The organism is Sphingomonas sp. IBVSS2 (assembly GCF_002127225.1).
GTDB lineage: Bacteria > Pseudomonadota > Alphaproteobacteria > Sphingomonadales > Sphingomonadaceae > Sphingomonas.
The window spans coordinates 215,073-235,186 of record NZ_NFUR01000003.1 but is presented as its reverse complement, the minus strand read 5'-3'; the positions used below and the strand labels follow the sequence as shown (position 1 = coordinate 235,186).

The window sequence follows — 20,114 nt, the reverse complement described above, 5'->3', positions numbered from 1 at the left end:
CCCCCGGGTCTAGTCCGGGTGGACGTCCACGCCCAGCGCCGTCAACAGCGCGAACTGCTGATCGGCCGAGACCATCATTCCATCGACGCTGCCGAGCTCCCGCAGCACCATCCCGGCCAGGTCCCCCCCGCGCAGATCGGCTCGCGCAAGCTTCGCGCCGGCGAGCTGGGCGTTGGTGAAATCGCAGCCGCGCAGGTCCGCGCCCTCCAGTTCGGCGTCGAACAGCAGCGCTTCGCGGAGCCGCGAGCCGGTCAGCGTGCAATCGGGCATGCGCAACTCGCTCAGGTCGGCGAGCTCCAGATTGCAATCGGCGATCACCCCGGCCCATTTCACCAGCCGGCGCCCCAGCGCATGGCCGAAATCCACTTTCTGGAAGACCGCGCCCCGCAGGTTGCAGCCCCGGATCTGGGCGGCATGGAGGCTCGATCGCTCGATCCGGGCGAAGGAAAGGTCGCAATGCTCGAACCGTACCTGGTCGAGCTGCGAGAAGGCGAACTGCACGCCGACATGCCCTGCATCGTCGGCGAAGCTGCAATTCTCGAACATGGCGTCGCGCAGATCGGCATTGGCAAAGCGGCACCGGATGATCCGGCAATCGCGGAACCGTGCGTCCTGCAGGCAGGTCCCGGTGAGCCGTACGTCGCGCAGCACGCAGTTCTCGAACCGCGTCCCGGCCAGATCGGCATCGCCGAAATCGCCTGCGGACAGATCCTCGCCCTGCGCCATGCCGCCCGCCTCGAATACCATGCCGATCCCTCTCTTCGCGCACCGGACTAGCCGGCTCACACGAACATATCAAGAACGGGCGCCGGATAGGTGCTCGGACGACAGGGCGACGCCTCCGGAACGTCTCGTTCGATCCGGACGTTGGCAACAAAGGCGTTACGGCAGGGAGCTCTGCAAAATGGCGATCGGCATGTTGCTGGCGGCGCTGCTCGCGCAGGATCTGGCGGTGGTCACCGCCGATGCCGCCGATCCCGTGGCCGTTGCCACCAGGCTCGACATCACGTCCTTCCCCAATTCGATCGGCCCGCGCCGCAAGGAGGGCCTGCGGACGTTCGCCGACTATGACTTCACCAGCGTGGTGCGTGACGGCAACGCCGCCGTGCTCGACGCCGCCGACAAGAGCTGGACCTTCCGGGTCAGTATCCTCGATCGCAGCGACAGGACGATGAAGCTCTGCATCCTCGATCGCGCGCTGAACGGCGGCAGCTATTTCAGCGTGAAGCCGATCGAAGTGGCCCAGGGCAAGGACGGCCTGTTCCGCGCCACCGGAAATTCCGTCGCCGATCCCAATTGCGCCTGAGCCGGGAAGCATTAGATCGCGGAGCATGGAAACCGCCCCGCGCCACTTCGCCTATGTCACGCTCGACGTGTTCACCGACACGCGCTTCGGCGGCAATCCGCTCGCCGTGTTCACCGATGCCCGGGGCATGACCGATGCCGAGATGCAGGCCCTCGCCGCCGAAATGAACTATAGCGAGACGACCTTCGTCCTGCCCCCCGTCGATCCGGCCAACACCGCCCGCGTCCGCATCTTCCACCGCACCGCCGAGATGCCCTTTGCCGGCCACCCCAATGTCGGCACCGGCTTCGTCCTCGCAGGCCTGCGCCCCGATGCGGGCGACACGCTCCGCTTCGAGGAGATCGCCGGGCTGGTCGAAGTCCGCATCGCGCGCGACGATGCGGGCCGTCCGCTCGGTGCCGAGATCGACGCGCCCCAGCCGCTCCAGCTGCTCGGCACGCTCCCGCTGGCCGATATCGCCGCTTGTATCGGCCTCGACATGGCGGACCTGGTCACCACCACCCATGTTCCGACGCGCGCCAGCCTGGGCGTGGATTTCGTCTTCGTCGAAGTGACCGAGGAGGCGCTCGGCCTCGCCCGGCCCGACATCGCCGCCTATCAGCGCCTCGCCGATGCCGAGCGCGACAGCGCCGCGCGCCTCTCGATCTTCCTCTATGCCCGTGAGGGCAATCGCGTCCGTGCCCGTATGTTCTCCCCGCTCACCGGCACCTGGGAAGACCCTGCGACCGGCAGCGCCAACGCCACGCTCGGCGCGCTGCTGCTGTCGCTCGGCGGCGAGGAGGCCGCCCGTTTCGACATCCGCCAGGGCGTGGAGATGGGTCGGCCGAGCAACCTTGCCGTCCGCGCCTGGCGTGCGCCCGGGGGCATCCGCGCCAGCGTGGCCGGCCGCTGCGTGCCGGTGTTCAGCGGCAGCGTCGCGCTCTAGTTCCTCGGCCGCACCACATAGGCGCTGGGCAGATACAGGAATACCTCGGTCAGGCTGGCCCGCGCCCATTCGACCGGCCGGTCCAGGCCCCGCACTTCCACGCCATAGCCCGTGCCGAACTTCGCCGCCGTCGCCTCTGCATCCGCTGCGATCAGCCCGATGATCTGCGGGCGATACTGGTCGGGATTGACCACCGACAAGGTGAGATCCCCCTTCTCGGTCATCTCCGCCCGGCCGACGCTCGGCACCGCCTTCAGGAAGCGCGTGATCCGGTCGAGCGCGGTCTTGGCGTCGACACCGGGCGCGAGGCGCGTCTTGACCAGGAACACCGTCTTGTCGGTGTCCGGCCGCCCGTCGTTCGACAAAGGGAGGTTCCGGTAGTTGGCCGCCGTCAGCGGCTCGACGACATACTCGCCCGTCGCCAGCTCCACGTCATATCTGCCGGCCAGGTCGATCGCGCCGCGGATCATCGCATAGATCTCGTCGCGCCGCTTGCCCGCCTCGCGCGTATCGCCGGCCACCCTGACTTCCTGCACCGCGAAGTCCGCGGTGCGGCGCAGGGTGATGATCGGCATGGTATCGGAATAATCATCCGCCTCGCGCCGCGAGCCGGTCACCACGATCTCCTGCGCGCTCGTGACCGGAGCCCCTTGCTGCGCGAAGGCCGGCGTGACCGATATCAGTGAAAATGCCGCCAACAGCCATTTCATGCCCGCTCTCCCTCTGTTGATCGGAAGAGTGCGAAGCGGCCCGCCCCAAGTCAATCAGAAGGCCGGCTTGCCGAATTCCTGTCGCGTCACCGGGTGGCTCGACGAAAGCCCGCCATCCACTACCCAGGCCTGGCCGTTGACATAGCTCGCCGCGTCGCTCGCCAGGAACAGCGCCACGCGGGCGATCTCTTCCGGCACGCCGGCACGGCGCAACGGGTTCAGGCGCCCCAGCTTGTCTTCCTTGCCGTTCTCGCGCGCATAGTCGAACGCGCGCTGCGTCATCCCCGTCTCGATCAGCCCCGGACAGATCGCGTTCACCCGCACGCCCGATCCCGCGAATTGCTGGGCCGCGGTCTGGACCAGGTTGATCACGCCGGCCTTGCTCGCCGAATAGGCCGGGCCGCCGGCGCCCGATCGCAGTCCGGCCACGCTGGCGGTGCAGAGGATCGCGCCGCCGCCCCGCTCCACGATCCGCGGCCCGGCATGCTTGATCGCCAGCGCCGGGCCGATCAGGTTCACGCGCAGCACTTCGGTCCATAGTTCCACCGGAGTATCGAAGATGCCCGTGGCGCCACCCGAGATTCCGGCATTGGCATAGAAGATGTCGAGCCCCCCGAACCTGTCGACCGCGGTGGCGACCAGTTGCTCGACATCGGCCTCGTCGCCCGCATCCATGCGCACCGCGATCATCCCCTCGCGGCCCGCCACCGTCTCGTCGACCGAGGCGCTCAGATCCGCCGCAACCACCCTGGCGCCTGCCTCGGCGAACGCCCGTGCCGTCGCCCGCCCGATCCCCGAGCCGGCGCCGGTGACGATCGCAACCCTGCCTTCGAACTGCATATTCAACTCTCCGTCATCGGACGTCGCGGGCATCAGATCGTCACGCCCCCGTCGATCACCATCGCCTGCCCGGTCATGAACGCACTGGCCCGGCTCGCCAGATACACCACCGCGCCGGCAATCTCCTCCGGCTCGCCGATGCGGCGCAGCGGCGTGGTCGCGTTGGTCGCCCTGGCCCGCTCGGGATCCTCCCACAGCGCCCGGGCGAAGTCGGTCCGGATCAGGCCCGGCGCGATGCAGTTCACCCGCACATTGTCCGGCCCGAACTCCACCGCATAGTTGCGCGCCAGCTGCAGGTCCGCCGCTTTGGAGACATTGTACGCGCCGATCACCGGCGATCCGCGCAGGCCGCCGATCGACGAGACGATGACGATCGATCCCTCGCGCCGGGCCCGCATCTCCGGCGCCACCATCTGGATCAGCCAGTGGTTGGAGAGGATGTTGTTGTCGAGGATCTTGCGGAACTGGTCATCCGCGATCCCCTCGAGCGGCCCGTAATAGGGGTTGGACGCCGCATTGCAGACCAGCACGTCGATCCGGCCGAACACCCGCCGGGTCTCGTCGACGAGATGCCGGAGCGCCGTCTTGTCCGAGATGCTCGCCGCCACCGCCAGCGCGGTTCCCGCGCCGTGCCTTGCGTCGAGGTCGGCCGCCACCGCGTCGCACGCGTCCTGCTTGCGGCTGGAGATCACCACCTTCGCGCCGTGCCCGGCCAGCGCCTCCGCCGATGCCCTGCCGATCCCGCGCGAGGATCCGGTGACGATCGCCACCTTGCCGGCCAGGTCGAACAATGTGCTCATCCTTCCTCCAACTCTGTCCGTCATCCCGGCGAAAGCCGGGATCTCAGGCGATGGCGGGAAAAGAGCCGCACGAGACCCCGGCTTTCGCCGGGATGACGATCAGGCCCCCGCCTCCCGCGCGAAATGCCAGGCCGCCGCCACCAGTCCGGGAAGCCGCTCCACCGTCGCCGCCGCCTGGGCGCTGGAGGCGTTGCCGTCGATCATCCGCTTCTTGATCCCCTGCACGATGCCGGTCAGCCGGAAGAGGTTATAGGCGAAATACCAGTTGAGATCGGGCACCCCGTCGCGCCCGGTCGCCGCGCAATAGCGCGCGACCACCTGTTCGATCGTCGGGATGCCGGTCTGCGGACCCGTCAGCCCCTTCACGCCCGATCGCCCTTCCGGCTCGGTCACCCAGCTCATCAGGAAATAGGAGAAGTCCGCCAGCGGATCCCCCAGCGTCGACAGCTCCCAGTCGAGCACGGCCGATATCCGAGGTCCCTCGGGCGCGAAGATCATGTTGTCGATGCGGAAGTCGCCATGGACGATGCTGGTGCGCGTCTGCTCGGGCACGGTGCGCGGCAGCCATTCGATCAGCCGCTCCACTTCGAGCAGGTCGTCGGTCTGGCTCATCCGATATTGTTTCGACCAGCGCTCGACCTGCCGCGCGAAATAATTGCCCGGCTTGCCATAGCTGCCCAGGCCCACCGCCTCATAGTCCACTGCATGCAGCGCGGCGAGCGTGTCGACGATCGCATCATAGTGCGCGGTCCGCTCCGCCGGTGCCATGCCCGGCAGCGCGCCGTCCCACAAGGTCCGCCCCTCCACCATCTCCATGATGTAGAAGGGCGCGCCGATCACTCCGGGATCCTCGCACAGCCCATAAGGCCGGGCGACCGGGAAGCCCGTCGGGTGCAGCGCCGCGATCAGCGCATATTCGCGCTCCACCGCATGCGCGGAAGGGAGGATCGGCCCGAACGGCTTGCGCCGCAGCACATAGGCGCCCGCGCCGGCATCGATCCGATAGGTCGGGTTGCTCTGCCCGCCCGGGAACTTGGTCACCGCGATCGGCCCGGCGAACCCGGCGACGTTCGCGGCCAGCCAGTCTGCCAGCCGGGCCTCGTCCAGATCGCTCATGCGAATTCGATCACCGAGCGCACGCTGTCGCCCTTGCGCAGCTTGTCGAGCGCTTCGTTGACCTCCTCCAGCCGGATCCGCTCGGCCACCATGGTATCGAGGTCGAGCAGCCCGTCGAGATACATCTGCACCAGCCGCGGCATGTCGATCGGGAAACGCGTGCTGCCCAGCAGCGAGCCCTGGATCTTCTTGCCGGTCAGGAAGGTCGGCCCGGGCAGGCTCACGCTGTTCCCCGGCGCGATCATCCCCAGGATCGTCGCGGTGCCGCCGCGGCGCAGGATGTTCCAGGCCAGCTCGGCGGTGTTCGGCCGGCCGACCGCCTCGATCGCGTAATGGACGCCGCCGCCGGTCAGCTTGAGCACGTCCTTGGCCAACCCGTCGGCCATCGCGTCCAGCGCATGCGTCGCGCCCAGCTTCAGCGCCAGTTCGCGCTTCTCCGCCACCGGGTCGATCGCCAGGATCATGCCCGCGCCCGCGATCTTCGCGGCATTGATCGCCGCCAGCCCGATGCCGCCCGCGCCGATCACGGCGACGCTCTCGCCAGGGCGGACCCGGCTGTCGTTGAACACCGAGCCCGCGCCGGTGATCACCGCGCAGCCGAGCAAGGCGGCCCGATCGAGCGGCATCTCCTTCGAGATCGCGACACAGGCATTTTCGTGCACCAGCATCTGCTCGGCAAAGGCGGAGAGGTTTAGGAACGGCGCCAACGCGGTCCCGTCGCCCAGGCTCAACCGGGGCTCGGCATCCGCCGGGCGCCGCGTGGAGGGATCGACGCAGAGCGAGGGCCGCCCGGTCACGCACATCTCGCAGCTGCCGCAGAATGCAGTGAAGAAGGTGATGACGTGGTCGCCCACCTTCAGATGCGCGACGTCGCTGCCGACCGCCTCGATCACCCCCGCAGCCTCATGCCCCGGCACCGTCGGCACCGGATGTGGAAAGGCGCCGTCGACGAAGTGCAGGTCCGATCGGCACACGCCCACCGCCTTGGTACGGATCAGCACTTCGCGCGGCCCGGGCTTGGATACGCGGATATCGGTGATCTCAAGCGGCTTGCCCGCTTCGTAGAGAACGGCTGCTTTCACACTACCTCCACTCAATCCGTCATCCCGGCGAAAGCCGGGACCTCGTGCGGCTCTTTCCCGCGCCTTCGCCTGAGACCCGGGCTTTCGCCAGGGTGACGCTCAGCGGCTCACGCCGATCTCGCCGGACGAGGTCCGGTCCGCCTTGAACTCGGCATATTTGCCGAACTCGTTACGCGCGATCGCCCGGCAATGCACTTCGTCCGGCCCGTCCGCCAGGCGCAGCGTGCGGATGCCCGCCCAGTCGTGCGCCAGCGCGAAATCGCCCGAGACCCCGGCCCCGCCATGCGCCTGGATCGCGTCGTCGATGATCTGCAGCGCCATTTGCGGCGCCTGCACCTTGATCATCGCGATCTCGAGCTGCGCGGCCTTGTTGCCGGCCTTGTCCATCATGTCCGCCGCCTTCAGGCAGAGCAGCCGCGTCATCTCGATGTCGATGCGGGCGCGGGCGATGCGCTGCTCCCAGATCGAATGGTCCGAGATGCGCTTGCCGAACGCCACGCGGCTGACGAGCCGCCTGGCCATCGCCTCGATCGCTTCCTCCGCCACGCCGATCGTCCGCATACAATGATGGATCCGCCCCGGCCCGAGCCGCCCCTGGGCGATCTCGAAGCCGCGCCCTTCGCCCAGCAGCACATTCTCCGCCGGCACGCGGACATTCTCGAGCACCACTTCGCCGTGCCCGTGCGGCGCATGATCATACCCGAAAACCGAAAGCATCCGTTCGATCTTCACGCCCGGGGCATCCATCGGCACCAGGATCATGCTCTGCTGGGCATGCTTGGCGGCGCCCGCATCGGTCTTGCCCATCACGATCGAGACCGCGCAGCGCGGGTCGCCCACGCCGGAACTCCACCATTTCCGCCCGTTGATCACATAATGATCGCCGTCGCGCACCATGCTGGTCTGGATGTTGGTCGCATCCGAGCTCGCCACCGCCGGTTCGGTCATCAGGAAGGCCGAGCGGATCTCCCCCTCCATCAGCGGCGCGAGCCACCGGTCCTTCTGCGCCCGCGTGCCATAGCGGTGGAGCACTTCCATGTTGCCCGTGTCCGGTGCCGAGCAGTTGAAGCATTCGGACGCCCAGCCCAGCCGCCCCATCTCCTCGGCGCACAGCGCATATTCCAGGTTGGTCAGCTGCGTGCCCTGGAACGCGAAGCTGTCGTCGACAGGGGCCTGGCCCGAATGCGGCGGCATGAAGAAGTTCCACAGGCCCGCGGCCTTGGCCTCGGCCTTCACTTCCTCGATCACCGGCAGCACCTTCCAGCGATCGCCCTCCTTCTGCTGGGCGCGATATTCGCCGTCGCGGGGGCGGATGCGCGCGTCTATGAACGCCTTCACCCGGTCGCGGAAATAGGTCTCGCGCTCGCTCAGCGTGAAATCCATGGCGCATCCTCTCCGATCTGAGTTTCGCCGACCGGAGTAGAGCATACCGGATATTCGGTAAAGTCGGGCCAGCGCGAAAATCGGCACAACCGCGATTCGAAAAAACGCTTTGGCTTCACACCAAATCCGTTAGACTGGTTGCAATGAATGCACCGGGGAAAGTCGAAATCGCAAGCGCGACGAAACGCTTCCAGGCCAAGCGGGATGCGATCCTCGCCGCGGCCGCGGACGCGATCAACGAGCAGAGCGCCAAGGGCATGACCTTCGCCGACGTGGCCCGCCGCGTCGGCCTCAACACCACGTCCGTAACCTATTATTTCAAGCGCAAGGAAGACCTTGCCGCCGCCGCCTTCGAGCAGACGCTCGACCGGCTGGAGGCGATGCTCGAGGATGCGGCGCGCGAGCCCACGCCCGAGGCCCGGGTCGCGCGCTATCTGAACATCAACATGGAGCGGCTCGCCCGCATCCGCCGCGGCGCCGAGCGCGACTTCGCCATCCTGTCCGACCTGCGCGCCATGGAAGACCCGATCAAGCGCGAGTTGCTCGACCGCTGGCGCGACGTGTTCCGCAAGACGCGCGCGCTCTGGGGCCCCGCCGCCAGCCGGGCCGAGACCGACCTCCACGGCGCCCGCGCGCACGTGCTGCTCGAGAACACCTTCTGGCTCACCGCCTGGCTGCCGCGCTACGAGGTGGACGAATATCCGCGCGTCGAGGCGCGCCTGATGGACGTGTTCCGCACCGGCATCGCCGCCCCAGGCGAAGCCTGGACGCCGGCGATGCTCGACATCGAGCATGACGAGCCCGAGCCTGGCCGCGAGGCCTTCCTGCTCGCCGCCACCCGGCTGATCAACGAACTCGGCTATCGCGGCGCCTCGGTCCAGAAGATCGCCAGCGAGCTCAACGTCACCAAGGGCAGCTTCTACCACCATCTCGACGCCAAGGACGAGCTGGTCATCGCCTGCTACAAGCGCAGCTTCGACATCATCGCCGACGCCCAGCGCCTGGCCGAGAATGCCGGCGGCACGCATTGGGAGCAGCTGGAGAGCACGATCGCCACGCTGCTCGACTATCAGTTCAGCGAGCGCGGGCCGCTGCTGCGCACCACCGCGCTCTCCGGCCTGCCGCCCCAGGTCCGCTCGACGATGATCGACCGCTCGAACCGCATCGCCCGCCGCTTCGCCGGCATGCTGTCGGACGGCATCGCCCAGGGCTCGATCCGCGCGATCGACCCGCTGGTCGCCTCGCAGACGCTGATGGCGCTCCAGAATGCCGCGTTCGACATGCGCAAATGGGCCAGCACCATGCCGCGCGAGCGCGCGGTGGCCTTCTATGCCTCCACGCTGGCGTTCGGCCTGTTCGACGATCGGGTACTGGCGGGGTAGAGCGCCTCCACCAGTTCCCCTTCGGCCTGCAACCGCTCCATATCCTGTCTTGGCGGCGCCCCGAACAATCGGCGATATTCCCGGCTGAACTGCGACGGACTGTCATAACCCACCGCGAACCCCGCCGATCCCGCGCTCGCGCCTTCGGCCATCATCAGCCGCCGCGCTTCCTGCAGGCGGAGCTGTTTCTGATATTCGAGCGGGGTCATCCGCGTCGCTGCCTTGAAATGCGCGTGCAGCGAAGAGGCGCTCATCCCGGCGGCGGCGGCGATCTCCTCGATCCGCAGCCGTTGGTCGAACCCGGCCCGGATGCGCGCGATCGCCCTGCGGATCTGGCCAAGATGGCTATCCCCCTTCGCCATGCGCCGCAGCGTCGCGCCATGCGGACCGGTAAGCAGCCGGTAGACGATTTCCCGCTCGATCAAGGGCGCCAGCGCGCCGATGCTCGCAGGCCGGTCGAGCAGCTTGACCAGCCGGCACGCGGCATCGATCAAGTCGGCATCGCCCGGATACACCGCCATGGCCGGTAGGTCTGCGCCCGAAATGGCCTGGCCCTCCGCAATCATCAGATCGGCAAGCGCTGGCAGGTCGAGATCGATCTTGCAGCAAAGATAAGGCGCATCCGCGCTCGCCTCGAGCACATGTCCGACCAGCGGCAGGTCCACCGAGACCAGCAGATAGCGCGACGCATCATAGATCACGCTATGATCGCCCAGCGACACCTGCTTCGATCCCTGGGCAATCAAGCAAAGCGAAGCCTCATAGACCGACGGCACCGGCATGCTCGGCTGGTCCGCCCGGATGAGCGTCAACCGCTGAACGGCTGTTCCCACCATTCCGCCTTCAGGCACGTGCCGCAGGATCGCGGCGGCAAGATCGGTGATATGGTGCATTCCCCTGCTTCCCGCATACGAAAGCAGTCCGCAATTGCTTTCGCACAACTCTGGAGGATCGTACAAAGCCTCCGGGCAATTGCTCTACCGCCCGGGCCCGCCCGTGCCCCACATCCCCGCTCGTCATTCCAAACGAGAAGGAGCCCCCTCATGACGGGACTGAGCGACAAGACCATCCTCATCACCGGTGCCTCCAGTGGCATCGGCGAAGCCACGGTCCGCGAGTTGGCCGCGACCGGTGCCCGGCTGTTCATCGGCGCCCGGCGCGGCGACCGGCTCCAGGCGCTCGCCGACGAACTCGGCGCCAACATCGCCTGGCGAGAGCTCGACGTCACCGATACCGCGAGCTTCAACGCCTTTGCCGACGCCGCCGAGGCGAAGTTCGGCCGGATCGACGTGTTGATCAACAATGCCGGTGTGATGCCGCTCTCCCCCCTCGCCGCGCTCAAGATCGACGAGTGGAAGCGGATGATCGACGTCAACATCCACGGCGTGCTCAACGGCATCGCAGCGGTGCTGCCCCGCTTCGTGGCCCGCCGGAATGGCCATATCGTCAACGTCGCATCGGTGGGCGCGCACCTCGTGCTGCCGACTGCCGCAGTCTATTGCGGCACCAAATACGCGGTCTGGGCAATCACCGAAGGCCTGCGCCAGGAACATGACGACATCCGCGCGACGATCATTTCGCCCGGTGTCACCGCGACCGAGCTGGGCGACGACATCAGCGATCCTCAAGTCGCCGCCGCGCTAAAGGACTGGCGCCGGAAGTCGCTGACCCCGGACGCCATCGCCCGCGCCATCCGCTATGCAATCGAGCAGCCCGATGGCGTGGATGTCAATGAAGTGATCGTCCGCCCCACCGCCGCCAACATGTAGGGCGACCATCGAACCTTCGGGCGCATGCCGCCCGAAGGTTCACCCCGCCCGCACCTTCCCCATCTTCGGCCGCTTGAACCAGAAGCTCCACACCGCCAGGCTGCCGAGCAGCAGCATCGCCAGCCCCGATACGGTGAGCAGCAGCCGATAGAACAGCCCGCCCACCTTGGCGGCGTGCACCGGATAGGCGCCGTTGAAGATCTGCGCCCCCCTCGGCAGCGCCAGCGCATCGATCGATCCCAGCACGTGCCCGTCGGCAGCGTCGAACCAGATGTTCGAGCGGCCATTGGGCAGCCACTCGCCCGCCCGGCGCATCCGCACCAGGATCGGGTCGCCGGCCTTGCGCGGCAGCGAGAGGATGCGGATCTGCGCGTCGGGGAAGCGCGCATGCGCCGCCGCCACGATCGCCCGCCAGTCGGGATGCGCCGCCAGCGGACCGCTCTTCGCCCGGGGCGGCTTCATCGCCGCGGCATCGGCCGCCGGCGAGGAGAAGGGCATGGTGACGAGCGCCGCGAAAGGCTTGAAGATCATCATCGTGCCGGTCACCGCCGACAGCAGCAGCAGCGGCGCCACCACGATCCCCAGGTCGCGGTGCTGCATCACGATCATCGGCCGGCTCAGCCGCTTGGGCCAGAGCCGGAACCTGAAGGTCCTGCGCGTCCGCCACCACAGGATCGTGCCGGTGATCACGAACAGGATCGCCGCCAGCCCGGCGATGCCGATCACCGTCTCGCCGGTATCGCCGGCGAAGAGATGGTGGTGCAGGTCGAACAGCCACAATTCGGGCCGGCTCCACTGACTGTCCCAGCGCATCACCACATTGCCGGCCTGGTCGGCATAGGCTCCCGCGCCCTTGGCCAGGCGCAGCTGGTGCAGCCCGAACCGGTCGTCGGCATAGACGATGCCCTGCACAGCCGGCTCGGCCGCCATCAGCTTCGCCGTGGTCGCGGCGATCGCGCCTTCGTCCGCCACGCGCACATCCACCGCGTGCGGCAGGGTGAGCGCCAGCCAGCTCTCCTCATGGACCAGGATCGCCCCGGTCAGCCCCATGATCGCCAGCACCAGGCCGAGCACGCCGCCCGTCCAGCGATGGACCAGGTCCAGCCAGTGCATCGCGCCGCGCCGCATCAGAAGCGATAGTCCCAGCTCAGCGTGAAGGTGCGCCCGCGCCCGGCGTAGAACACCGTGTTGTCGTTCGGCAGGCGCGTGTCGGAGCTATAGTCGATGTACATCTTGTCGAACAGGTTGGTGACGCTGAGGCTCAGCCCGCCCAGCCTAGTCTGGTAGCGGACATAGGCGTCGGTCAGCACATAGCCGCCGAAATCGTTCATGAACAGCTTCTGCGGATGCAGCGGATTGGCATCGTCGATCGTGCGCGCCTTGCCGTCGAAGCGGCGCGACAGGTAGAATTGCGTCTGCACGCGGGCGCTGAACGGCCCGCTGGCATAGTCCGCGGCCAGGTTGATGCGATCGGGCGAGATGTTGGTCCCGTCGAGATCGGTGTCGACCTTGCCGTCCGGCACTGCGTCCGCGTCGTAGCGGCCGTTCAGATGCGCATAGCCGATGCTCGCCTTCAGGCCCGGCACCGGCAGCTTCACGCCAAGATTGATCTCGAGCCCCTGGATCTCCACGCGCTGGCGCTGCACGTCGAAGATCCCGCCCGCGCGCGCGATCAGCAGCTGCCCCTTGTCGCTCGACGACCAGAAATACGTGACCGAGCCGTCGAGCGGCCCGCGCTTCACTTCCACCCCGATCTCGCGGTTGTTCGAGACGATCGGCGAGATATCGAGATAATTGTCCAGGTCGACGCCGGGCACCTTGATCGCGCGGGTGATGCGGCCGATGTCGGGCACGGTGAAGCCTTCGGCATAGCTTGCATAGGCGCGGATGCCGGCCACCGGCTCCACGATCACGCCACCGTTGAAAAGCAGATCTTCGAATTTCGGCTTGCCGCCGGCCACCGCGACGCCGCCATAAGTCGCCTTGTTCGGCGCGACATAGGTGGTCGAGGCGAGCGTGTGGTAGTCGTCGATCCTGATCTCGACATTCTCGTAGCGCGCGCCGCCGGCCAGGCGCAGCTTGCCGCCGAACAGCTTGAGGTTCGCCTGGGCGAACGGCGCCAGGCTGCGGAAGTCGCTGGGCGGCACCCATATGCGGCCGGTGGCGATCAGCCGCTGCTCGGTCTTGTCGATCAGCGCGTCGAAGCCGAGCGTGGCGGTCAGCGCCTCGAAGCCGGGCACCGCGCGCTCGTAGCTCAGCTTGGCGCCCAGCTTGCGCGAGCGGTTCTCGGACTGGTCGAACAGCTTCTCGGTCGGGTCGAGCTTCGGATCCTGGAACGTCGCGATCGGGGCGATCTCGCCGCCGAACCTGTCGTGCGTGCGGTTGAAGAAGATCTGGCCGACGAAGTTGCCGCCGCCGAGCCCCGTGTCGGTATAGGTGAGCGCCACGCTCTCCGTCCGGCTCGCCGCCGGCTTGCCCGGGGCATCGCCGCGGACCGCGCTGGTCGGCAGGCCGGTGGCGCGGTTGCCCGGCACCGCGACATAGTTGCCGCCGCCCTTCAGCTCGAAACGGCTGGCGATCAGGTCGATCCGGCCGGTATCGCCCAGCTGGTAGCCGATGCGCGAGAACAGCGAGACCGTGGCCGAATCCTGCGTCTCGCCCTGGGTTAGGTTCAGGCCGACGCGGCGCCCGTCGCCATCGTAGAAGACGCCACGCTTCTCATAGGCCGCGCCGAAGCTCGCATCGAAGCGGCCCGACTTCCACTGCACCAGCCCCGCGGCCTTGCCGCCGATGCCGTCGCTCCGGAAATCATTGTCCGCCGTGCCCTGCAACAGCACCCGCCCGCTGATCCCGTCGGTCTTCGGCGCCCCCACCGTCACCTGGTTGACGATGCCGCCGGTGCCGCCGATCCCCTGCAGTGCGTTCGAGCCGTAGATCAGCTCGACCCGGTCGACGAAGAAGCCGTCGATGGTGAAGCCGTCGCGGCTGCCGTCGCGCATCGGCGTCGATTGCGGGATGCCGTTGATCGCATAGAGCGGCGAGCGGCCGCGCAGCGTCTCGCCCGCACCGGACAGCTTCTGGCGCGTCGGCGAGAAGGACGGGGTCAAGTTGGCCACTGCGTCGGTCACCGATCCCGAGATCGCGATCTGCTGGTCGAGCCGCTGCTTGTCGATCACGTCGATGGTGAGCGGCAGCGCGTTGGGCGGCAGCATTGTGCGCGCCGCGGTGACGACGATTTCCTCGGAAGCGTCCGCATCCTTCCGCGGCTCGGCCTGCTGGGCCTGCGCGACCTGCGGCATCACCGCGACGAGCACCGGCAACGGCAGGGAAAGCAGCGAAAGTCGCGCACGCACGGCCATGAATGAACCCCCGGAGATTGTCGCCGTGCCACCATGGGCCGGCCTGTTCGCGGGAGCCGCTAGCAGTGGCGAGATGCTATTGCAACTGGCTTGCAATAGCTCCTGGGCAGTGCCGGCTCCGCTTCAGGCCGAACGCGCCGCCCTCGCCGTCCGCCGGGCAGTGAAGGGCACCAGCAGCAGCAGTACCGCCAGCATCCAGAAGGCGGCGCGCAGCCCCACCGCCTCCGCCACCACGCCGATCCCCGCCGGCCCGGCGAGAATGCCGGCATAGCCGAGCGTGGTGATCGCGCCGATCGCCAGGGCCGGCGGCATCTGGGTCTGCGCCCCGGCCAGACGGAACAGCACGGGCACGATGTTCGACGCCCCCAGCCCGATCAGCAGGAACCCCGCCAGGGCGATCGGCGCGAACGGCACGCTCAGCAGCACCCCGAAGCCCGTAACCGCCACCAGGCCGCCACCGAGCAAGGTGTGATAGTCGCCCAGCCGCGCCGTGAGCCAGTCCCCCGACAGCCGTCCGCCCGTCATCGCGATCGCGAACAGGATATAACCCAGCCCGCCCTGCGTAGCGCCGACCAGCCCCATTTGGGTGATCAGCAGCGCGCTCCAGTCGAGCATCGCGCCCTCGGCGAGGAAGGTCGCCATGGCGAGCACCGCCAGCAGCAGCACCACGCCGTGCGGCCGCACGAACAGCGGCCCGTCCTCGCCCTTCATGGCCGGCAGCAATCGCGGCCAGGCGAACAGCATCGCCGCCAGCATGATCCCCGCGCACACCAGGCTGCCGGCGAGCGCGCTCACCTCGAGCGACAGGAAAATCGTCATCAGCGCGGCACCGGCAAAGCCGCCGATGCTGAACAGCGCATGGAAACCGGACATCAGCGGCCGGTCCGCCGCGCGCTCCACTTCCACCGCGTGCACGTTCATCGCCACGTCGAGCGAGCCCAGCGCGGCGCCGAACAGCAGCAGCGCGCCGCCGAGCGCCAGGGGCGTCGCCGCGATCGTCAGCAGCGGCAGGATCACCGCGAGCGCGATGCCGCTGGTCACGATCACCGGCTTTCCGCCATAGCGCGCGCTGAGCGGCCCGGTCGCCAGCATCGCCGCGATCGAGCCGATGCCGATGCAGAGCAGCAGCACTCCCAGCATCGCGGCGTCGATGTGGAGGCGCGCCTTGGCAAAGGGCACCAGCGGCGCCCAGCAGGAGATCCCGAACCCGGCGACCAGGAAGGAAAGACGGGTGGCCAGCCGGGTGGCCGGGCGATCGGCGGAAATCATGGAATGCTCCGGCTGGTTCAGGCGGGATCGGCGACGAGGATGGCGCGGCACCCCGCCGCATCGAGCGCGGCGCGCTGCGCGGCGGAGGCGCTCGCTTCGACCACCAGCATATCGATCTGGCCCAGCACAGCGACCTGGTGCGGCGCGGCACGACCGAGCTTGTCGTTGGCGATCAGCGCCACCGCGCGCCCGGCCCGGGCAAGGACCGCGCGCTTGAAGGTGGCATCGGCAAGCTGCGCCGCCCCCACGCCTTCCTCCGACACCGAGCAGGCGCCGAGAAATGCCCGGTCGAACCGCATCTGCACCAGCGCCTGCAGCGCCACCGCATCGACACAGCCGCCGACGATCGGATCGGCCTCGCCGCCCAGCACGATCAGCTTCAGGTCCTGTCGCCGCAGCACCGCAGCGGCGATGTCGATCGCATTGGTCGCGATGGTCAGATCCTTGTCCTCGGGCAGGAACTCGACCAGCGCGAGGTTGGTGCTGCCGCAGTCGAGAAACAGGAACTCGCCCGGCCGGATCGTCGTCGCGGCGGCGCGGGCCAGCGCGCGCTTGTGCCCCTGGTCACCCTCGATCCGCGCCGCCATCGGGGCCGAGACCGGAGTGACCGGCAGCGCTCCGCCATAGACGCGCCGGCACTTGCCCTCGGCGGCCAGCGCGCGCAGATCGCGCCGGATCGCGTCTTCCGAAACCTCGAACTCGGCAGCCAGGGCCCCGGCCGAGACCGGCTGCCCGTCGGCAAGGCGCGCGGCAATCGCATCGCGCCGCGCATTGGGGAGATCAACAATCATGAATCGGCATTATCGTGCATAATCACGCGAGTCAATTCGCACAATCGTGCACGATTCAGTTCTTTGGCTGTCGTGGCACCTCGAAGCGCAGGCCGCCGCGCGCCTCCACCGTTATCGGCCCGCGCGGTGTGGCGGGCAGCGCCGCCTTCACGCGCCCGAACAGCCGCCGCGCATCGCCCGGCCGGCGCGTCCGCACGCAGAGCGTCGTTTCGCCTTCGCGCCCCCAATGCCGCTGGTCCACTGCCCGCACGCCGCGATCGCGCGCGAGCAGCGCCCGCACCCGTTCGAAGGCGGGCCCGTCGATCCCCATCGCATAGCTGCCGAACTGGATACTTACCGCGCATTCCGGCGCCGGCGCCGCCTGGGCGAAGGCCGATGCGGGCGCGGCCGATGCCAGCAAGACGGACAGGGACAACAGGAACACACGCATGCGGCATCTCTCCACGATCATCTCCCCCTCTCCTTCCGCCTGCCCGGCTGAACCGCGTCTGAAACAGCGAAACGGGCCCGCGGATCGCTCCGCGGGCCCATCCCGATCCTTGCCTCAGGCGTCAGAAGCGCGAGCGCAGCGTGATGCCATAGGTCCGCGGCTCGGCGAGATAGGCCGAGAAGATCTGCGACCCGCCCGGATAGCCCGGCGTCGGCGTGGTGCTCACCGCCTGGAAGGGCGAGCTGAAGCCGACCTGCATGTAATTGGCCTTGGTCGCGTTCTGGACCCAGAACTCCAGCGCCCAGAGCTGGTCGTTGCCGCTGATGCCGATACGGCCGTTGACCACCACGAAGCTCTGCTGCTCCTTCTGCGGGAACAGGTCCGAGCCGGTGTTGTAGCGGTCCGCCAGGCGGGCATCGACATAGAGCAGGCCGCGCAGCGATCCGCCCAGCGACGGCGTCCAGCCCGCCGAGCTCGTCACCACCCATTCGGGTGCGTTCGAGAGCAGCTGGCCCGGCAGCAGCCGCAGCGCCGGATCGAGCGGCGCGCCGCTCCCCGAGCCGACCAGGTTGTTGGCATATTTGGTCTTGGCATAGGTCACGCCGAAGTTGAAATTCAGGTCGCGCACCGGCGACATGCCCATTTCGACTTCGAAACCGGTCGAGACCACGCCCGGCTTGATCTGGTTCGACGGGCAGGCTCCGGTAGTGGCGCTCAGGTCGCGATCGCCGCCGCCCAGGTCGACCTTGCAGCCATTGATGTTCTGGACCAGGTACACCGTGCCGTTGAACGTGTTCAGCTGGAAGTTGCTGAACTCCTGGCGGAAGCCGGCGACGTTCAGGTTGAAGCCCCGGGTCGAGAGCTTCATGCCAGCTTCATAGGCGGTGACCGTCTCCTCCTCGAACTGGAGGACATCGGCATAATAGCCGGCATTGGCCAGGCTGATCGGGAAGATCGGCAGCGGCTGGGCCGGGTTCGGATTCTTGAAGGCCGAGCGATCGAGGTTGAAGCCGCCCGCCTTGTAGCCGCGCGAATAGCTTGCATAGAGCAGGATGTTGTCGACCGGCTTCCACGAAAGGATCGCGGTGCCGGTGAACTTGTTCTCCTTGCGCTGGTCGTTCAGCGTCAGCCCGTTGAGCGCCGAGGACGAACCGCCCTGGCAGCTCAGCGTGATGATGCCGCCGGCGAGCGGCGCCAGCGCGGCCACCCCCATATAGGGCAGCAGGTTCGCCTGCTGCACCGGGCATATCGTGTTGGTGTTGTTGAAGTTCGCGTTCAGCTTCTTGGTCTCGTTGGTGTAGCGCAGGCCCACCGTCAGATCCACGTTGCTGGTGACGTGGAAGATATTGTGCGTGAAGAAGGCGAAATTCGAGCTGGTCTGGTCGAAATTCGCCGTGTCGTCGCCGACGTTGCGGACCGTGTCGAGCCGCTGGAGCCCCTGCACCATCGCCGATCCCGCCGCGCCGAGCGGCCCGAGCGTGTTGCTCAGCACCGCCACGCCGGTGGGCGTGAGGCAGCCGACATTGTTCGGATTGTAGAAGGCGCTGAACGAGCCATAGACGATGCGACAGGCGGCGAACCGGCCATAATCGTTGCCGAACTTCAGCTCGCTCTTCGTGTCCAGGTCCTCGTGCGCGTAATAGCCGCCCACCAGCCAGTCGAGCTTGCCGCCGAACGCCTCGCCATGGAAGCGCAGCTCCTGCGTGAAGGTCTTGAACTGGCGGCCGCTCTTCGGGCCGAAATAGAGGATGTCGGCCAGGCCGTAATCGGCATCCGCCGCCTGGGTGTTGTCATAGTTGCGATAGGCGGTGATCGACGTCAGCTCGACGCCGCCCAGGTTCCAGTTGATCTCGCCCGAAAAGCCCCAGTCCTTGGTCTTGCCGGTATAGGAGCGGTTGGCGCTGGTCGCGATGCGGCGCGAATAGGCGTTGTTATAGCCCGGGAAATATTGCGCGAAGGTCGTGCCGGTGATCCCGGTCAGCACCGTCGCCACCGGCGTGCCTGGCGCGATCAGCCCGGGATTGGTCGGCGAGACATAGGCATTGGCCTGGGACACGTCGGCCGTCGCATAGACGGCGGCGCAGCAATCCTCCTTGCGATAGCTATAGTCGCCGATCAGCCGGACCGAGAGATCCGAGCTCGGCTGGAACAGCAGCTGGCCGCGGACGAGATAGCGGTCGCGATTGTTGATGTCCCGCCCGGTATTCACGTCGTGATAGAAGCCGTCGCGCTTCGAATAGAGCCCGTCGAGGCGGAACGCGACCTGCTCGGAGAGCGGCCCCGTCACCGCGCCCTGGAGGCGCCACGCGTCGTAATTGCCATAGGTCGCCTCGGCCATGCCGCCAAAGGTGAACTCCGGCCCCTTGGTGGTGACGCTGAGCATGCCAGCCGAGGCGTTGCGCCCGCCCAGCGTGCCCTGCGGCCCGCGCAGCACTTCGATGCGCTCGATCTCGCCCAGGTCGTTCAGCCCCAGGCCGGTGCGCGAGCGATAGACGCCGTCGATGAAGGTCGCGACCGAGCTTTCGAGGCCCGGATTGTCGCCCACCGTGCCGACGCCGCGGATGCGGGCGGAGGTGTTGGCATCGCTGCCGGTCGAGGAGACGAGCAGCGAGGGGGCGACCTGGTTGAGCGCGCGAATGTCGTTGGCGCCGGTGCGCTCGAGCTGGGTCGCGGTCACCGCCGAGACGGCGAGCGGCACGTCGGCGAGCACCTGGGCGCGGCCCTGGGCGGTGACGACGATCTCGTTGGGATCGCGGGTTCCCGTGTTCTGCTCGGTCTGGTTCTGGGCAGTCGCGTCGGCCTGCGTCTGGGTGTCCTGCGCGAAGGCAGGGGCCGCCAGAGCAACGCTGAGCGCAGGAACAGCAACGCACGACAAAAGGCGTAACCGCATCATCATCATCTCTCCCACCACGGGCCAGAGCACTTTGGCGGCTCCATACCCTATCCTCGAAT

The 20,114-nt window shown here is 67.7% G+C and carries 18 protein-coding genes; 4 read left to right on the top strand and 14 right to left on the bottom strand.

The window, feature by feature from the left end; all coding sequences use genetic code 11:
• Window positions 1-9: 9 nt before the first annotated feature.
• On the bottom strand, window positions 10-747 hold the full coding sequence (locus CAP40_RS11260) for a pentapeptide repeat-containing protein (protein WP_086129614.1): 738 nt from the start codon (window positions 745-747) through the stop codon (window positions 10-12).
• Window positions 748-904: 157 nt separating this feature from the next.
• Here CAP40_RS11260 and CAP40_RS20175 point away from each other — a divergent pair, with 157 nt between their 5' ends.
• Entirely contained in the window at window positions 905-1,306 is a 402-nt protein-coding gene (locus tag CAP40_RS20175) for a hypothetical protein (RefSeq protein ID WP_144034327.1), read from the top strand.
• Between the two features lie 25 nt (window positions 1,307-1,331).
• Window positions 1,332-2,231, top strand: coding sequence for a PhzF family phenazine biosynthesis protein (locus tag CAP40_RS11250; protein ID WP_086129613.1), 900 nt, complete (start codon window positions 1,332-1,334; stop codon window positions 2,229-2,231).
• Here CAP40_RS11250 and CAP40_RS11245 read toward each other — a convergent pair.
• The 6 genes from CAP40_RS11245 to CAP40_RS11220 form a co-directional block, all read right to left on the bottom strand.
• Window positions 2,228-2,941, bottom strand: coding sequence for a hypothetical protein (locus CAP40_RS11245; protein ID WP_086129612.1), 714 nt, complete (start codon window positions 2,939-2,941; stop codon window positions 2,228-2,230). The two genes, CAP40_RS11250 and CAP40_RS11245, sit on opposite strands and share 4 nt — an antisense overlap.
• A gap of 54 nt (window positions 2,942-2,995) precedes the next feature.
• Window positions 2,996-3,781, bottom strand: a complete 786-nt coding sequence (locus CAP40_RS11240; RefSeq protein WP_086129611.1) for an SDR family NAD(P)-dependent oxidoreductase — start codon at window positions 3,779-3,781, stop codon at window positions 2,996-2,998.
• A 32-nt stretch (window positions 3,782-3,813) separates the two neighbouring features.
• Complete coding sequence (locus tag CAP40_RS11235; RefSeq protein WP_086129610.1) at window positions 3,814-4,581, bottom strand: SDR family oxidoreductase; 768 nt, start codon at window positions 4,579-4,581, stop codon at window positions 3,814-3,816.
• Window positions 4,582-4,680: 99 nt separating this feature from the next.
• On the bottom strand, window positions 4,681-5,697 hold the full coding sequence (locus tag CAP40_RS11230; RefSeq protein ID WP_086129609.1) for a phosphotransferase family protein: 1,017 nt from the start codon (window positions 5,695-5,697) through the stop codon (window positions 4,681-4,683).
• The gene (locus CAP40_RS11225; protein WP_086129608.1) at window positions 5,694-6,779 is read right to left on the bottom strand and encodes a Zn-dependent alcohol dehydrogenase; all 1,086 of its coding nucleotides are present in this window, start codon (window positions 6,777-6,779) and stop codon (window positions 5,694-5,696) included. Before CAP40_RS11225 ends, CAP40_RS11230 begins: the two co-directional genes overlap by 4 nt.
• 99 nt (window positions 6,780-6,878) lie before the next feature.
• Window positions 6,879-8,162, bottom strand: a complete 1,284-nt coding sequence (locus CAP40_RS11220) for an acyl-CoA dehydrogenase family protein (protein WP_086129607.1) — start codon at window positions 8,160-8,162, stop codon at window positions 6,879-6,881.
• Window positions 8,163-8,305: 143 nt separating this feature from the next.
• Between CAP40_RS11220 and CAP40_RS11215 the strand changes: the two genes are divergently transcribed.
• The gene (locus tag CAP40_RS11215) at window positions 8,306-9,544 is read left to right on the top strand and encodes a TetR/AcrR family transcriptional regulator (RefSeq protein WP_086129606.1); all 1,239 of its coding nucleotides are present in this window, start codon (window positions 8,306-8,308) and stop codon (window positions 9,542-9,544) included.
• On the opposite strand, the gene CAP40_RS11210 is transcribed toward CAP40_RS11215, so the two are convergent.
• A complete protein-coding gene (locus tag CAP40_RS11210) occupies window positions 9,490-10,437 on the bottom strand; it encodes an AraC family transcriptional regulator (protein WP_086129605.1) in 948 nt (315 codons plus the stop codon). The two genes, CAP40_RS11215 and CAP40_RS11210, sit on opposite strands and share 55 nt — an antisense overlap.
• Window positions 10,438-10,587: 150 nt before the next feature.
• Here CAP40_RS11210 and CAP40_RS11205 point away from each other — a divergent pair, with 150 nt between their 5' ends.
• Entirely contained in the window at window positions 10,588-11,313 is a 726-nt protein-coding gene (locus CAP40_RS11205) for an SDR family oxidoreductase (RefSeq protein WP_086129604.1), read from the top strand.
• A 39-nt stretch (window positions 11,314-11,352) separates the two neighbouring features.
• Here CAP40_RS11205 and CAP40_RS11200 read toward each other — a convergent pair whose 3' ends face one another.
• The 6 genes from CAP40_RS11200 to CAP40_RS11175 all read right to left on the bottom strand — a co-directional run bounded on the left by CAP40_RS11200 (window position 11,353) and on the right by CAP40_RS11175 (window position 20,055).
• Complete coding sequence (locus CAP40_RS11200) at window positions 11,353-12,426, bottom strand: PepSY domain-containing protein (RefSeq protein WP_086130071.1); 1,074 nt, start codon at window positions 12,424-12,426, stop codon at window positions 11,353-11,355.
• Window positions 12,427-12,440: 14 nt separating this feature from the next.
• A complete protein-coding gene (locus CAP40_RS11195) occupies window positions 12,441-14,672 on the bottom strand; it encodes a TonB-dependent receptor (protein WP_086129603.1) in 2,232 nt (743 codons plus the stop codon).
• 123 nt (window positions 14,673-14,795) lie between these two features.
• Window positions 14,796-15,941 (bottom strand): MFS transporter, encoded by a 1,146-nt coding sequence (locus tag CAP40_RS11190; RefSeq protein WP_086129602.1) that lies wholly within the window; start codon window positions 15,939-15,941, stop codon window positions 14,796-14,798.
• A gap of 17 nt (window positions 15,942-15,958) precedes the next feature.
• Window positions 15,959-16,732, bottom strand: coding sequence for a DeoR/GlpR family DNA-binding transcription regulator (locus tag CAP40_RS11185; RefSeq protein ID WP_086129601.1), 774 nt, complete (start codon window positions 16,730-16,732; stop codon window positions 15,959-15,961).
• 55 nt (window positions 16,733-16,787) lie between these two features.
• Complete coding sequence (locus CAP40_RS11180; protein ID WP_086129600.1) at window positions 16,788-17,162, bottom strand: hypothetical protein; 375 nt, start codon at window positions 17,160-17,162, stop codon at window positions 16,788-16,790.
• 121 nt (window positions 17,163-17,283) lie between these two features.
• Window positions 17,284-20,055: a TonB-dependent receptor gene (locus CAP40_RS11175; RefSeq protein WP_306298571.1), complete on the bottom strand. Its 2,772-nt coding sequence runs from the start codon at window positions 20,053-20,055 to the stop codon at window positions 17,284-17,286.
• Window positions 20,056-20,114 lie beyond the last annotated feature (59 nt).

Excerpts from the sequence above, each read along its gene's own strand:
- CAP40_RS11240 (WP_086129611.1), bottom strand. The coding sequence starts at position 3,781 with ATGCAGTTCGAAGGCAGGGTTGCGATCGTCACCGGCGCCGGCTCGGGG.
- CAP40_RS11195 (WP_086129603.1), bottom strand. The coding sequence starts at position 14,672 with ATGGCCGTGCGTGCGCGACTTTCGCTGCTTTCCCTGCCGTTGCCGGTG.
- CAP40_RS11245 (WP_086129612.1), bottom strand. The coding sequence starts at position 2,941 with ATGAAATGGCTGTTGGCGGCATTTTCACTGATATCGGTCACGCCGGCC.
- CAP40_RS11220 (WP_086129607.1), bottom strand. The coding sequence starts at position 8,162 with ATGGATTTCACGCTGAGCGAGCGCGAGACCTATTTCCGCGACCGGGTG.
- CAP40_RS11230 (WP_086129609.1), bottom strand. The coding sequence starts at position 5,697 with ATGAGCGATCTGGACGAGGCCCGGCTGGCAGACTGGCTGGCCGCGAAC.
- CAP40_RS11180 (WP_086129600.1), bottom strand. The coding sequence starts at position 17,162 with ATGCGTGTGTTCCTGTTGTCCCTGTCCGTCTTGCTGGCATCGGCCGCG.
- CAP40_RS11205 (WP_086129604.1), top strand. The coding sequence starts at position 10,588 with ATGACGGGACTGAGCGACAAGACCATCCTCATCACCGGTGCCTCCAGT.
- CAP40_RS11200 (WP_086130071.1), bottom strand. The coding sequence starts at position 12,426 with ATGCACTGGCTGGACCTGGTCCATCGCTGGACGGGCGGCGTGCTCGGC.
- CAP40_RS11210 (WP_086129605.1), bottom strand. The coding sequence starts at position 10,437 with ATGCACCATATCACCGATCTTGCCGCCGCGATCCTGCGGCACGTGCCT.
- CAP40_RS11175 (WP_306298571.1), bottom strand. The coding sequence starts at position 20,055 with ATGATGCGGTTACGCCTTTTGTCGTGCGTTGCTGTTCCTGCGCTCAGC.
- CAP40_RS11260 (WP_086129614.1), bottom strand. The coding sequence starts at position 747 with ATGGTATTCGAGGCGGGCGGCATGGCGCAGGGCGAGGATCTGTCCGCA.
- CAP40_RS11215 (WP_086129606.1), top strand. The coding sequence starts at position 8,306 with ATGAATGCACCGGGGAAAGTCGAAATCGCAAGCGCGACGAAACGCTTC.
- CAP40_RS11250 (WP_086129613.1), top strand. The coding sequence starts at position 1,332 with ATGGAAACCGCCCCGCGCCACTTCGCCTATGTCACGCTCGACGTGTTC.
- CAP40_RS11235 (WP_086129610.1), bottom strand. The coding sequence starts at position 4,581 with ATGAGCACATTGTTCGACCTGGCCGGCAAGGTGGCGATCGTCACCGGA.
- CAP40_RS11185 (WP_086129601.1), bottom strand. The coding sequence starts at position 16,732 with ATGATTGTTGATCTCCCCAATGCGCGGCGCGATGCGATTGCCGCGCGC.
- CAP40_RS20175 (WP_144034327.1), top strand. The coding sequence starts at position 905 with ATGGCGATCGGCATGTTGCTGGCGGCGCTGCTCGCGCAGGATCTGGCG.
- CAP40_RS11190 (WP_086129602.1), bottom strand. The coding sequence starts at position 15,941 with ATGATTTCCGCCGATCGCCCGGCCACCCGGCTGGCCACCCGTCTTTCC.